This is a genomic window from Sulfurimonas denitrificans DSM 1251 (genome assembly GCF_000012965.1).
GTDB lineage: Bacteria > Campylobacterota > Campylobacteria > Campylobacterales > Sulfurimonadaceae > Sulfurimonas > Sulfurimonas denitrificans.
Genome location: NC_007575.1, coordinates 1,044,715 through 1,056,908, shown reverse-complemented (window position 1 = coordinate 1,056,908; position 12,194 = coordinate 1,044,715). Strand labels below are relative to the sequence as shown.

15 protein-coding genes are annotated in these 12,194 nt (G+C 34.5%); 8 read left to right on the top strand and 7 right to left on the bottom strand.

Going from position 1 to position 12,194, the window contains the following annotated elements:
• Positions 1-77: 77 nt before the first annotated feature.
• The 6 genes from SUDEN_RS05280 to SUDEN_RS05260 form a co-directional block, all read right to left on the bottom strand.
• Complete coding sequence (locus tag SUDEN_RS05280; RefSeq protein WP_011372635.1) at positions 78-2,177, bottom strand: TonB-dependent receptor plug domain-containing protein; 2,100 nt, start codon at positions 2,175-2,177, stop codon at positions 78-80.
• 158 nt (positions 2,178-2,335) lie between these two features.
• A complete protein-coding gene (locus SUDEN_RS05275; protein ID WP_011372634.1) occupies positions 2,336-3,055 on the bottom strand; it encodes an energy transducer TonB in 720 nt (239 codons plus the stop codon).
• A gap of 9 nt (positions 3,056-3,064) precedes the next feature.
• Positions 3,065-3,193, bottom strand: a complete 129-nt coding sequence (gene hemP / locus SUDEN_RS11205) for a hemin uptake protein HemP (RefSeq protein ID WP_083756758.1) — start codon at positions 3,191-3,193, stop codon at positions 3,065-3,067.
• Positions 3,190-3,567, bottom strand: coding sequence for a biopolymer transporter ExbD (locus SUDEN_RS05270; RefSeq protein WP_011372633.1), 378 nt, complete (start codon positions 3,565-3,567; stop codon positions 3,190-3,192). Before SUDEN_RS05270 ends, hemP begins: the two co-directional genes overlap by 4 nt.
• A complete protein-coding gene (exbB, locus tag SUDEN_RS05265; protein WP_011372632.1) occupies positions 3,545-3,976 on the bottom strand; it encodes a TonB-system energizer ExbB in 432 nt (143 codons plus the stop codon). The genes SUDEN_RS05270 and exbB overlap by 23 nt, the downstream gene beginning before the upstream one ends.
• A gap of 183 nt (positions 3,977-4,159) precedes the next feature.
• Entirely contained in the window at positions 4,160-4,714 is a 555-nt protein-coding gene (locus tag SUDEN_RS05260) for a hypothetical protein (protein WP_011372631.1), read from the bottom strand.
• Positions 4,715-4,814: 100 nt separating this feature from the next.
• On the opposite strand from SUDEN_RS05260, the gene SUDEN_RS05255 reads away from it, so the two are divergent.
• The gene (locus SUDEN_RS05255; RefSeq protein ID WP_011372630.1) at positions 4,815-5,105 is read left to right on the top strand and encodes a CDGSH iron-sulfur domain-containing protein; all 291 of its coding nucleotides are present in this window, start codon (positions 4,815-4,817) and stop codon (positions 5,103-5,105) included.
• Between the two features lie 7 nt (positions 5,106-5,112).
• On the opposite strand, the gene SUDEN_RS05250 is transcribed toward SUDEN_RS05255, so the two are convergent.
• Positions 5,113-6,219: a multiheme c-type cytochrome gene (locus SUDEN_RS05250; protein ID WP_011372629.1), complete on the bottom strand. Its 1,107-nt coding sequence runs from the start codon at positions 6,217-6,219 to the stop codon at positions 5,113-5,115.
• A gap of 166 nt (positions 6,220-6,385) precedes the next feature.
• Between SUDEN_RS05250 and coaBC the strand changes: the two genes are divergently transcribed.
• The 7 genes from coaBC (at position 6,386) to SUDEN_RS05215 (ending at position 12,191) form a co-directional block, all read left to right on the top strand.
• Positions 6,386-7,654, top strand: a complete 1,269-nt coding sequence (gene coaBC, locus SUDEN_RS05245) for a bifunctional phosphopantothenoylcysteine decarboxylase/phosphopantothenate--cysteine ligase CoaBC (protein WP_011372628.1) — start codon at positions 6,386-6,388, stop codon at positions 7,652-7,654.
• Positions 7,651-8,328 (top strand): di-trans,poly-cis-decaprenylcistransferase, encoded by a 678-nt coding sequence (locus SUDEN_RS05240; protein WP_011372627.1) that lies wholly within the window; start codon positions 7,651-7,653, stop codon positions 8,326-8,328. The genes coaBC and SUDEN_RS05240 overlap by 4 nt, the downstream gene beginning before the upstream one ends.
• Complete coding sequence (locus SUDEN_RS05235) at positions 8,328-9,143, top strand: prepilin peptidase (protein WP_011372626.1); 816 nt, start codon at positions 8,328-8,330, stop codon at positions 9,141-9,143. The genes SUDEN_RS05240 and SUDEN_RS05235 overlap by 1 nt, the downstream gene beginning before the upstream one ends.
• The gene (locus SUDEN_RS05230; RefSeq protein ID WP_011372625.1) at positions 9,143-10,162 is read left to right on the top strand and encodes an LptF/LptG family permease; all 1,020 of its coding nucleotides are present in this window, start codon (positions 9,143-9,145) and stop codon (positions 10,160-10,162) included. Before SUDEN_RS05235 ends, SUDEN_RS05230 begins: the two co-directional genes overlap by 1 nt.
• Positions 10,163-10,873 (top strand): tRNA pseudouridine(38-40) synthase TruA, encoded by a 711-nt coding sequence (truA, locus tag SUDEN_RS05225; RefSeq protein ID WP_011372624.1) that lies wholly within the window; start codon positions 10,163-10,165, stop codon positions 10,871-10,873.
• Positions 10,874-10,919: 46 nt separating this feature from the next.
• A complete protein-coding gene (locus SUDEN_RS05220; RefSeq protein ID WP_011372623.1) occupies positions 10,920-11,381 on the top strand; it encodes a globin in 462 nt (153 codons plus the stop codon).
• A 75-nt stretch (positions 11,382-11,456) separates the two neighbouring features.
• Entirely contained in the window at positions 11,457-12,191 is a 735-nt protein-coding gene (locus SUDEN_RS05215; RefSeq protein WP_011372622.1) for a hypothetical protein, read from the top strand.
• Positions 12,192-12,194 lie beyond the last annotated feature (3 nt).

Here is a 12,194-nt window from a genome sequence, read left to right as displayed (position 1 = left end):
TTTTAAATTATAGGCACCAAGTAGGTGCCCTCTTGCTCTTAAATCATTATTTACACTTAGTAAATATTATTTAACTCCTAAAAGTGTGCTCTTAGACCTGCAAAATAGTAAACGCCCACATTTGAGCCAAGTACATCCTCTACTTTTTCATCCGTTATATTGTTTATACCTCCATATATATCAAAAGTTTTATTTAGCTTGTATTCGCCTCTTAAATCTAGTGTTGTGAATCCATCAGCTGTTGCTTCCATACGGCTCTCGTTTGGCGCACCTCTGTTTAACACATTTGTATAGTACTGTTCTCCTATATACTTTGCAAAAATGCCTCCGCTAAGTGCATGTGTAAACTTATAGTCAACTCCTAGCATTACAGTTCTCTCTGGCTGAAACTCTAAATCTTTTTTTGTTGCTTCATTTTTTGTTCTTAATTCACTCCAATAGAAACTGCTGCTCAAATCACTGCTTATCTTATACTTTAATGACAACTCAATACCCTTAGTATTTGCATCTGCGACATTCTCAAATGTATAAGCAGCATTTCCACCATAGAGCCCCATTGTTTGAGCTATCATATCTTTGACATCATTGTAAAAAAAGACCAAATCATAACTCACAACTCCATTTTGTCCACCAAGTCCTATCTCATAAGCGTTTGTGGACTCTGGCTTTAAGTCATATCCCATTGCTTGGGCACCAACTTGAAGCCCTGCTGGAGTCTGCTTAAAGATATACATCTCTCTGATATCTGGCACTCTATACCCTTGCGCAAAATTTGCTCTAAGAGATGCCATTTTGTCAAACTCATAAACACCGCCTAGACGAAAAGTTGCTTTTGAATCTGCATTGCTTATCGCATCATATCTAGCACCAACTATTGCGCTTAGTTTTTCACTCATCTGCCACTCATCTTGCAGATAAAACGATTTATAATCCATCTCTTTTCTAGTGAGGGTACTTGCTTGAGAAAAAACACTTGAATCCCTTGTCTCTTCTCTATACTCGCCTCCTATAGTAACTAAGTGCTCATCACTTGCCATGTATAGTGCGCTAAGTTCAGCTACTTTTATATCCACATCCGCATCCATACCGTTTTGTGCAGATGCTTCCTCACTTGCATACCCCATAGCAGCGTACTCTCTTGCTGTAGTCTTATTTCTTTTTTCATAGTTGCTGTTATAAACTCTTGCTTTTATCTCTAACTCATCCATAGCTTTATAAGTAGCATCAAGACTCAAATCTAAGCGGTTGTTCTTATCGCTTGAGTTAACAGGAACATTAAAAAGAGGCACCCCATAAGCAGATGGATGGAAGTAGCCTATATATGCTCCTTCGCGCTCCTCCACAAAGTAGTTAACATCAAACCCAAGTGTAAAATCTGATGAAAAGTCATAACTCACTCTTGAGCCTAAAGTATAAACATCACTATCTTCACGGTAAGTTACATCTTGTTTGTAGCTGTCTTTTATATTGCCGCTTATATTTGGATTTGGATGAGCAGATGGAGCTACTCTGTTTCCTGGAACTGGTGCCCAAACATTCTCGCTCTCTTTTTGAGTGTATGGTTTTGTAGTAGTCATAGTCGCATACGCACTATATGCAAATTTATCTATCTTATCTTGGATAGAGAGATTTAAATTTAAGCTATCTGCCTCACCATCACCATTTGCCCCATATCTTGCACCTGCATCGATTTTAAGAGCATCTTTAGGTCTTTTTGTGATGATATTTATAACACCTCCAACAGCATCTGCACCATAAAGTGAACTCATAGGACCTTTTACAATCTCAATGCGCTCAACAACAGAAGCAGGAATCCGCTCAAGGTCGTAAGGGTTTTGCACTTCACCTGCCAATCGTCTGCCATCAAGCAAAATAAGAGTGCCGTTTGCACTCATTCCTCTTATGGTTATAGAAGCTTTGCTCTTTGAAGAGGCATTTGGAAATGTACCGTACATGACATTTAACCCTTGTGCTCTTTCTATGATCTCTTTGAGACTATACGCCCCCATCTGCTCTATCTCTTTTTGTGTAACTACTTCAACTGTTGCCGCAACTCCATTTATACTTTTTGAAGTTTTTGTAGCTATACTAATTTGCTCTAGTTCTACTGTATCACTTGCGCTTATTTGCGAATTTAAGAGCAATGCAGCCAAAAGACTCAACTTTATTTTATTCACTATTTTTTCCTTTTTGATATTTAATATCAGAATGGTATAAAAACTATACTTAATTATTTCTGATTATGATAACTAATATCAAACATACAACTGAGAGCTCTGTTTTTTATCAGGGTTGCGATTAGCTCTTTTATCATAAATCAATATTTTTAGAGTTTTTAGTTAAGTGCAAAGTAGATTGGAAGCATTACTCTTGAGACTCTCTGAGGTGCTGGCAGAGTTGCTTTGCATAGTTTGTCTGCTGATTTGAGTGCGCTCTTATCCAAAAGAGAGTGTCCTGAAGATTTATGCAAAATAACATCTATAAGTTTTCCATTTGTATCTATAACCAAAACTATCTCAACTGTTCCATGAAGTCCCATTCTTCTTGCATTATTTGGATATTTTAGATTTGCCAAAACCATATCTCGGATACTATGAAAATTTGTTTTTTCATACTCTTCTTGTTCTGCTTCCTCGCTTTGCGCTATACTCTCTTGTATAACATCCTCTTTTGCTTCATGATTTTCTTGCGCCTTGGTGCTCTCTTGTGGTGCACTACTAGTTTGAGCAGATTTATCTTTTAGAGGTTTTGCTATTTTTGCAGGAGTTTGCACTTCTTGCTCTATCTTTTTAGGCTCTAAAACCTCCACTTTTTTTTCAACTTTGGCTACTTTTGATTTTTGAACTATCTCTTTTTTTATAGGCTCTGGTTTTGCTACCTTTGAAGAGACCTCTTTTGGAAGTTCAAAATTTTTTAAAGAGATAAACATGGGCTCTAAAGGGGTGGGAAGTTTACTCTTTGTATCTAGGGCATAAACAAGAGTAAAGATAGCGACTACATGTAGAGCTAGAGAGATATAAAAACCACTTATGCTACTTCTGCTTACTACTCTCATACAAAGCTCCTATTTTGTTAGTATAAGCTTGTTTTCACACGTGATTCTAAGCGTATATACTTGATTGGCATGGATTATGCGAACTATTTTTTCACCTTTAAAGAGCTCTTTTGAGTCTATTTGTGGTAGCTCTTTCATCTTTTTGTAGCCATTGAGATTTTTTCTAAACCTCTCTCTTTTAAAACATCAACTACAAAGATAAAATCCTCATAAAGCGCCTTCTTATCAGAGACAATCGTAATAACATCATCTTTTGAAAACTCAAAAAGCCTTCTTTTAAACTCCTCCCTATCAACAAGCGCATCATTAACATACAACTCACTATTTTCTGTTATGACTATGTTATGTTTTACATCTTTTATCGCCTCTTTTGTAGATGAAGTTGGCAACTTAACATCAATCTTTCCAAGTGCTATAAAGTTAGATATAACAAACACTATCGCAAGCAAAACAAGCAGAACATCTATAAATGGGACAACATTTATGCCCTCATATCTTTTTATTGATTTCATCTTCCCACTTTGCAAATAAGATATCCGTTTTACGCAAAAATGCACTATAGAGCATCATGGAAGGAATCGCCACTAAAAGCCCAAGCGCTGTTGCCTTTAGCGCCAAAGAGAGCCCTATAACTACAACTGAGGTCTCTAAAGATGAGTTTTGCCCCATGTCGTAAAAAACAACCATTATCCCCATGACAGTCCCAAGAAGCCCAACGTATGGGGCATTTGAAGCTATACTTGAAATAGTAGAGAGATTATTTGTCAAAATAACCTCTACCTCATTTTTTGTTTTATACTCCATTAAATCAACACTTTTATAAAAAAAATATCTCTCAATAGAGAGCCAAATAGATACAAAACTCATAAAAAAGAGTATCGCCAATATCCCATAATCTACGCTCTCTTTTAAATACTCCATATTTCAACCTTTATTGATAAGTAAAATCAAAATCATATAGCCAAATTGCTTAATTTATTCTGATTTTGATAATAAATATCATATTTGCTATATTTAGATAATTAAAATGGTTTAGGTATATGGGGAGATTAAAACTAGCGGTTTAAAATTAAAAGGTTTTGATTAAGGTGCTAAAAGTGCACCTTATCTCAGTTTTAGAAATCCATCACTGATAGCTATGGATACTTGTTTTGTAGCATTTTTAATGAGCATACGCTTGTCGCCAAGTGTGTCTGATTCTGGTTTAAAGCCTAAAATTTTTGATTTATCGATAACGATTTCACTTTTTGCATTTGCCACAACTTTGTTTCCGTTATTGTAAGCGTTTAGAGAAATCAGCATTTGTAGGTGCTCTTTTTCAACCGTTTTGAAAATATTCTGCTTACTTTTTTCTTTATCCTGAGAAAGGTTCACCTTCACATCTAAGAAATAATCATCTTTTGAGTCAAGAGAATTAGTCTTTGATGTAAGAACCACAAAGCAGTTTGTCTCTTTGAGTGCATTTACAAGAGCAAGAGTTAACTCATCTGATGTAACATTAAACGTCTGAGCATTGTTTTGCATCTCAACCTCACGCAGATGAAGCGTTGCCATACTTTTGGTGCAAATACCCATATTATCTATAAACAAAACATTTTTCTTATCTACACATCCAGAAAAAAGCATAAAAAAGAGTGGAATTAATAGAACTTTTATCATTTTAAAATCCTCATTTTAAGATACAGAAGTATATCATAAGGGGTGTTTTAAAAATCATTAAATATAATGTTTAGCAAATGAGTAATTAAAGGAGTTTATTATGTGTAAAGATGCGATAGTATTTGACAACAAACCAAACGGCGTTACGTTGGAAGCTTGGATTCCATATTATATTTGTACATGTGGAAGAAGCGAGGGTGGTGTTTTTTGTGATGGAAAACATGAAGGAAGCAGTTGTATGCCAAAAAAAGTAACAGTTGAAAAAACTAAACAGTATCATATCTGCATGTGTAAATCTAGTAAGAACTTCCCATTTTGTGATGGAACACATAGCACATATAGGGATGAAGATATTGGTGGGAAAGTCAGGTATGAGGAGGAGGTAGAGTAGCTAAGTGCTACTCTGCTATAAAACTTTTTTGCTTAAGAACTGTAAATTTCTCAGCTTTTTTGTTGCCCTCTAAGTTTAATTTTTTAAGCGCTTTTGGATTTACAAGATAGTATCCAAGTTCAACTTCAACCTTATCCCCTTTTTTCAGCACTTCAGTATAAGGAATTGCTCTTTTTTCATTACCTTTTAACATAGTATCAACTACAACTTGATTTGCAAGCCAAGGCATTGACGGTCCGCTTTCATTTCCTATAACTTTAACAAATGTAAAAGTTTGTAGAGATTTACTCTCTTTTTCACTTATAATTTTTACTCTCAACTCCGTAACTCTAAGAGGATGCAACATCAAATCATGTGGCGCTTTATTTGTAACAAATACATCAAAACCATTACTTTTTTTACCAAGTTCAATCTCAACATATTGTGAAAGAAGCTCTGGTTTTTTATGAGCACCAGCGAACCCGTGATATGCATGTTTTTGGCTCTGTCTAATAGTTGTTGCAGTTCCTTCAACTTTAGGCATATGACATGTAATACAATTTTCCTCTTTGTTTTGCGCACCATCTTTACCTGTTTCGCAAATCATAAACTCACTTGAATTTTGTCTATGAGAGTGACAACCCATACACATTTGCCCATTATAATATTTCTCATTTGTGTAATCTATATCATGATAAGGAGAGCCTACTGTAGTTTTGTTCATACCCAACCAAGAGCTCTCTTGTTTATAAATTACTTTTTCATTTTCTCTTCCTGCTTCAGCTGAGTAGAAAGTTTTCTTATCTTTTGAATATACATTTTTATTTGCACCCGCATGCTCTTCTACATCTTTTATGGTGTGACAACTTACACAAGTTATACCCTGTGCCACCTCTTTTTCATCTTTTGCGTTTGGAGCATGACACTCAGCACAACTATATTTACCGCTATCTCTTGATGGGTGCATATCCCATACAGCTTTATGAATCTCATCATCATAGTAAGTTGCATTTCTATGCATTGAGCCTTCAAACTCATTTACTATGTCTGGATGACACTTCTTGCATGTTTCATTTTCAGTTTGAGCAAAAAGTAATGACGATAGAGTAATCGCCAACAACAGTATTTTTTTCATATAAATTTTCCTTTTAATTATTATAAGTTGAAATTTTAACACATTAATAATTTAAATAATTGATTCCTATCAACTAAAAATGGTTTTAAGGCTAAAAAATTAAAAATAAAAGAATAAGATTTTTCCTGCTAAAATACGCATTTATGTTATAAGTAAGAGGTTTTAGATGGTTATTCCAGCGGATTTGTTAAAAGGTAAAAAGATACTCTTAGGCGTTACTGGCTCGATTGCCATATATAAGTCTCTTGAGCTTGTTAGACTCTTTAGCAAAGCGGGAGCAGAAGTCAAAGTTGTAATGAGCGAAGCTTCTAAAAAGTTCATAGCGCCTCTTAGCTTTGAAGCTCTTAGTTCAAATATGGTTTTAGATGACACAAATGAGTCATGGGCAAATGAGCATAACCATATAAAAACTACTCAGTGGGCAGACCTCTTTGTTATCGCTCCAGCAACTGCAAATACGATAGCAAAACTTGCAAATGCAATAGCGGATAATATTTTGCTAGAGTCCGCCCTAGCCTATCCAGACCTGAAAATAATAGCACCCTCTGCAAATACAAATATGATAAATAATCCAATTACAAAAGCAAATCTGAAGATGTTAGCAATTGCAAACTATGAGATAGTTGAAACGCAAACTAAGGAGCTCGCATGTAAAAGTGTTGGCAATGGTGCTATGGCAGAGCCTCTTGAGATATTTTGGCACTGTGCAAAAGCGCTTCTAAGAGATACGTTTTGGATGGATAGAAGAGTTATAGTTACAGGTGGTGGAACTATTGAAAAGATTGATGATGTACGCTTTCTCTCAAACTTCTCAAGCGGAAAAATGGCATCTGCTATGGCTACTGCACTATATTGTAGAGGTGCAGATGTAAATCTTATCTCTACTAAATTTGAGCCTGAGTTGCCACTTGATTTATATACAATCAAAGTAGAGAGTTCTGCTGAAATGGCTGAATATCTAAACGACTCTATTCGAATTGCTAAAAAAGGAAAGCTATCAAAGGCAACACTTATGAGAGATGAGCAGATTCATCTTATTCAAAAAAAACCATATCTTTTTATGGTAGCTGCCATTAGCGACTATGTTGTAAGTTATGCTCAAAGCGGGAAGTTAAAAAAAGAGTCTCTTGGGAGTGAGTGGAATCTTCAACTCAAAGAGAACCTAGATATTTTAAGTTCGATAGACAAAAAGGGCATCACAACTATAGGTTTTAAAGCTGAAATGGATGAGCAAAATGCTTTGCAAAATGCTCAAAAAATGTTAGAAAAAAAATCTCTTGATGCTGTTTGTCTAAATATATTAAAAGACTCTTCAAGTTTTGCAACAGATACAAACAGCGTAGATTTTTTGTCAAAAAATAAACATCAGAAGATAGCTCTTTGCGACAAATTAAATATCGCATTTGAGATTTTAGAGCATGCTAAAAATATATGAATAGAGTAAAGCATATAGCCATAATCATGGATGGCAATGGACGCTGGGCTGAGCTTAGAGGAAAAAAAAGAGTAAAAGGACATGAAGCTGGTGCAAAAGTAGCAAGAGCTGTCACTGAGTTTTGTGCCAAACATAAAGAGATACAAAGACTCACTCTGTACGCTTTTTCAACGGAAAACTGGAAAAGACCTAAGCTGGAAGTTGAATTTTTAATGAAACTTTTAGAAAAATATCTCAACAGTGAACTTGAGACTTATCTAAAGAACAACATCAGATTTGAGCCAATTGGAGACATCAGCGCCTTCTCTTCTTCTCTTCAAAAAACCATAAGAGATGTAGAAGAAAAAAGTGCACATTGTGATGGTTTGGTTCAATCCCTTGCACTAAATTATGGTGCACATGATGAGATACTAAGAGCGATAAACAGAGTAAAAAAAAGAGACGACGATATAACAGAAGCTATGCTCTTAGATGCACTAGATTGCAAAGATAATGTTGATTTACTAATCAGAACAGGTGGAGATCACAGGTTGTCAAACTTTTTACTTTGGCAGAGTGCTTATGCTGAACTATTTTTTACAGATACCCTATGGCCTGATTTTAGTGTCAATGAGCTAGAAAAAACATTAAACGATTTTACAAAAATTGAGAGAAGATTTGGAGGGCTGAAGTAGTGGAACTTACATTTACTTTTATTTTAGCTCTTCTTTTTGGCTCATTTTTAAATGTTGTAATCCTAAGAGTTCCAAAAGATGAGAGTGCTGTTTTTGTAAATTCTCACTGCCAAAAATGCAATGAGAGTTTAAAGCCTTGGCACAATATACCTATTTTTTCTTGGATTTTTCTAAGAGGAAAATGCGCCTTTTGCAAATCCGACATATCAATTCAGTACCCAATTATAGAGCTCTTAAGTGCTCTTATAGCTCTTGGCTTAGTTTTTAAGATGGGACTTAGCTTACCTACTCTTTTTATTACATGTAGTTTTTTAACTCTCTTAGCGCTATCTTTAATTGACCTTAGATATAAAATGGTTCCAGATTCTCTCAATCTGTTAGCACTGCTCTTTGGAATTTTTGGTGCTTGGAGTTTATCTGGCATAGTGCTTAATTTTCAAAATGCTCTTCTTTTTGCTGGAAGCTTCACTCTTCTTAGATTTGCACTCTCATATATTTTGACATCAACAGCTAAGAGAGAAGCTAAAAAAACTCTTACTTCATGGAGTAAAAACTACCATACCTACCCTTTTATAGAAGCTATGGGGGAAGGCGATATAATCGTTGCAGCTACAATGGGCGCTCTTCTTGGGGTTAAACTAACGCTTGTAGCTATTTTCCTCTCAGCACTCTTAGCTCTTCCTGTTATGCTTTTTGCCCTAAGAGGCTCTAAAGAGGAGCAGAGGGTTCCTTTTGTCCCTTTTTTAACAGCAGCTACTTTTATAGTATATATTTATGATAGTGCTATTATGCGCTATATTGAGGCTAACTACTGATGAAAATTGTTCAAAACTACATAAGAGAGTCTGTCTCAATTCTATTTTTATCTATCTTTTTACCGCTTTTCTCAATTGCTTCAATTGTGTTTCTAATAAAATTAGCTACCTATACAGCAGTTATTCAACTTACTATTTTTGAGATGGCAAAACTTTTTTTCTTTATGTTGCCAGAGCTGCTATTTTACACTCTTCCTATCTCTTTTTTCGTAGCTATAACACTAGCGCTTTTTAAACTCTCAAATGACAATGAGATAGTTGTACTTTTTGCACTTGGCATTAGACCTAAACTTATAATAAAAACAGTTTTAAAACCAGCACTATTCCTCTGCGCTATTCTTCTTTTTAACTTTTTTGTACTCTTTCCACATGCAAAAACTCTATCTAGCAACTTTATCTCTTATAAAAAAAGTGAAGCAAAATTTAACCTCTCAGCTTCAGAGTTTGGTCATAAATTTGGCGAATGGCTCTTATATATAGGAAAAGACAACCAAAATGAGACATATTCAGATGTTATTTTATTTAATAAAAAACAGGATGAAGAGGTGCTAATTAGAGCAAAAAATGCCCAAATTATAAATGATTCGGGAATTTTAAGGCTAAAGCTAACTTCAGGAGAGGGGTATAGTTATTCAGATGAGAAATTTACGCAGATAAACTTTGAGACTATGTTTATCAACGATACAATGAAGACAGATTTGGATAAATATGAAACACCTATGGAGTATTGGCTACCAGAGGCTCCATCATCAAAAAAGAGAAAGATGCTCATCTCAAATATACTCTTTAGCCTTTTTCCAGTTTTAAGCATATTTTTAGCAGCTACAATTGGAATTGTTCATGCGAGGCATCAAAAGGGTAAAATTTATCTATTTATGTTTTTAGGAATAATCCTCTATTACACTCTAGCCGTTACACTACAGCTCATAATTGGCTCATACGCACTTCTAGTTTTAGCATTTGGATGGCTTCTTGGAACATATATACTCTACAAAAAGATTATAGTAGCCAAATTTTAGATGAGATGTGCGTTAATCATTGCCTATAATGGCACAAATTTTTTAGGCTCTCAAACACAAAAAGAGTCTAAAAACACTATCTTAGGCACCTTAGAGATAGCTTTAAAAAAAATAAATATTGAAACAAAGATAGTTGCAAGTGGCAGAACAGACAGAGGCGTTCATGCGAGTGGACAAGTTTGTCATATTGACTTGCCTCCATACTGGAGCGATATAACAAAACTTCAAGACTCTCTAGGAAGAGTTCTTCCACCATCTATATTAATCAAAAAAATCAAAATTGTAGATGATACCTTTCATGCAAGATATAGTGCGAAGAGACGAGTTTACAGATATATCATCAAAAAAGCAAAAAGCAACCCTTTTGAGGAGAATTTTGTCACATTCATTGATGATACAGATTTTTTTGAGATTCAAAAAAATATAAAACTCTTTTGTGGAGCATTTGATTTCAAATTTTTTATGAAGAGCGGGGGTGATATAAAAAGCACCACAAGAGTTATATATAGAGCTTTTGCTTACGAACATAAAGGTTTTATAGTGCTAAATTTTGAAGCTAACGGCTTTTTAAGAAGTCAAATAAGGCTTATGGTTGGCGCACTGCTTAGTTTAAATGAAGATGAGATTTTAGACAAACTTGAGTGTAGAGTAAATCATAAAATAAAACCAGCAAAAAGCAATGGGTTATACTTAAGTAAAATTAAATATTAATCTTTTTTTGCTAATATTTTGACAATTTTAAAGAATTGAGCCAAATATGAATTATGAGATAACAAAAGCATGCGAAAATGAAAAAGTTGAGTTTAAAAATCCTTCTACTGCCCTATATGAAGTGCTTGGATATGAGGGAATGCGTAAACTTATGTATGAGTTTTATGAGAGGATATATGAGAGTAATATAGCACACTTTTTTCCTCAAGATAGGGATGAATTTGAAGAGGTAAAGAAAAAAAATACAAAATTTTTCATCCAAATTTGTGGAGGACCATCTATCTATGATGAAGAGATGAAACAAAAAGATTTGAATGAGTATATGATTGACATTCATAAAAACTTCTCAATATATGAAAAATCAAGAGATGAGTGGCTTGGAACTTTTAGGGAAGTACTCAAAGAGTTACATGTAGATGAGGAGATAAAAAATGATTTTTGGCAATACCTCGATAAGTTTTCAAAACTAACCGTCAATAGATACCTAAGAGAGTCGGCTTACGTTTAAGGAACTCTGCTTTACTAAAAACTTCTTAAGCCTGCGAATTATAGTATAATCGCAATAAATATTTGAGGATTAAAATTGCAAGCATTTGGAAAATTTTTAACAAGTTTTGATGTAGAGTATGTTGTTGAGGAGTATATTTATATACCACAAGAAGATGAAGTAATAACGATAGCAGAGCTTAAGAGTAAGCTTGAAAATAAACGAAAAATGGTCATAGGAACTATCTTCTTATATAACCCAACAATAGCGCCAGTAGGATACAACACAAATACAAAATTAGCATCTCAGGGATATAACTTTGATGGAGAATTTTGTGAACTAAACTTTGATAATAACTGTAACCTATTCTCATCTGCTATAAAGAGTGGATATAGAGGAAAACTTATAGAGATAAAATATCTCTTTGGGTTAAATAGACCAAACATAGAGCCAACATCAGTTCTTGAAGAGTTTGATGCTGATTTGGACAAATATGCAAGTGATCAGCTCACAAGATATGATAAAGAGTTAAATTATCAAGACTATCTAAATATTCGCCTAAGCGGTAAGTTTGTATTTTTTGCATCTGGGAATAAGTTTGACAGACACCATAAACACATAATTACTTACGTAAGAAATTTATCTGCACAAGCTTCAAAACTAGGCAAAACAGTAGCCTTTATGCATGATAACAACTATGATGCACAAGAGAGCGCTGAGGGCGGATATTTTTTACCAGCGATTGCAACTGGAAAATTTAGAGATACTAGAGCAAACGCTTTTAAAAAAGCGTTCTCAACATTCCCTCCATCTATAGTAAAAACTTCATAAAAG

Coding starts and splice junctions, on each gene's coding strand:
- SUDEN_RS05240 (WP_011372627.1), top strand. CDS start 7,651: ATGAATAGAGTAAAGCATATAGCCATAATCATGGATGGCAATGGACGC.
- SUDEN_RS05250 (WP_011372629.1), bottom strand. CDS start 6,219: ATGAAAAAAATACTGTTGTTGGCGATTACTCTATCGTCATTACTTTTT.
- SUDEN_RS05255 (WP_011372630.1), top strand. CDS start 4,815: ATGTGTAAAGATGCGATAGTATTTGACAACAAACCAAACGGCGTTACG.
- SUDEN_RS05260 (WP_011372631.1), bottom strand. CDS start 4,714: ATGATAAAAGTTCTATTAATTCCACTCTTTTTTATGCTTTTTTCTGGA.
- coaBC (WP_011372628.1), top strand. CDS start 6,386: ATGGTTATTCCAGCGGATTTGTTAAAAGGTAAAAAGATACTCTTAGGC.
- truA (WP_011372624.1), top strand. CDS start 10,163: ATGAGATGTGCGTTAATCATTGCCTATAATGGCACAAATTTTTTAGGC.
- SUDEN_RS05230 (WP_011372625.1), top strand. CDS start 9,143: ATGAAAATTGTTCAAAACTACATAAGAGAGTCTGTCTCAATTCTATTT.
- SUDEN_RS05220 (WP_011372623.1), top strand. CDS start 10,920: ATGAATTATGAGATAACAAAAGCATGCGAAAATGAAAAAGTTGAGTTT.
- SUDEN_RS05275 (WP_011372634.1), bottom strand. CDS start 3,055: ATGAGAGTAGTAAGCAGAAGTAGCATAAGTGGTTTTTATATCTCTCTA.
- SUDEN_RS05270 (WP_011372633.1), bottom strand. CDS start 3,567: ATGAAATCAATAAAAAGATATGAGGGCATAAATGTTGTCCCATTTATA.
- hemP (WP_083756758.1), bottom strand. CDS start 3,193: ATGAAAGAGCTACCACAAATAGACTCAAAAGAGCTCTTTAAAGGTGAA.
- exbB (WP_011372632.1), bottom strand. CDS start 3,976: ATGGAGTATTTAAAAGAGAGCGTAGATTATGGGATATTGGCGATACTC.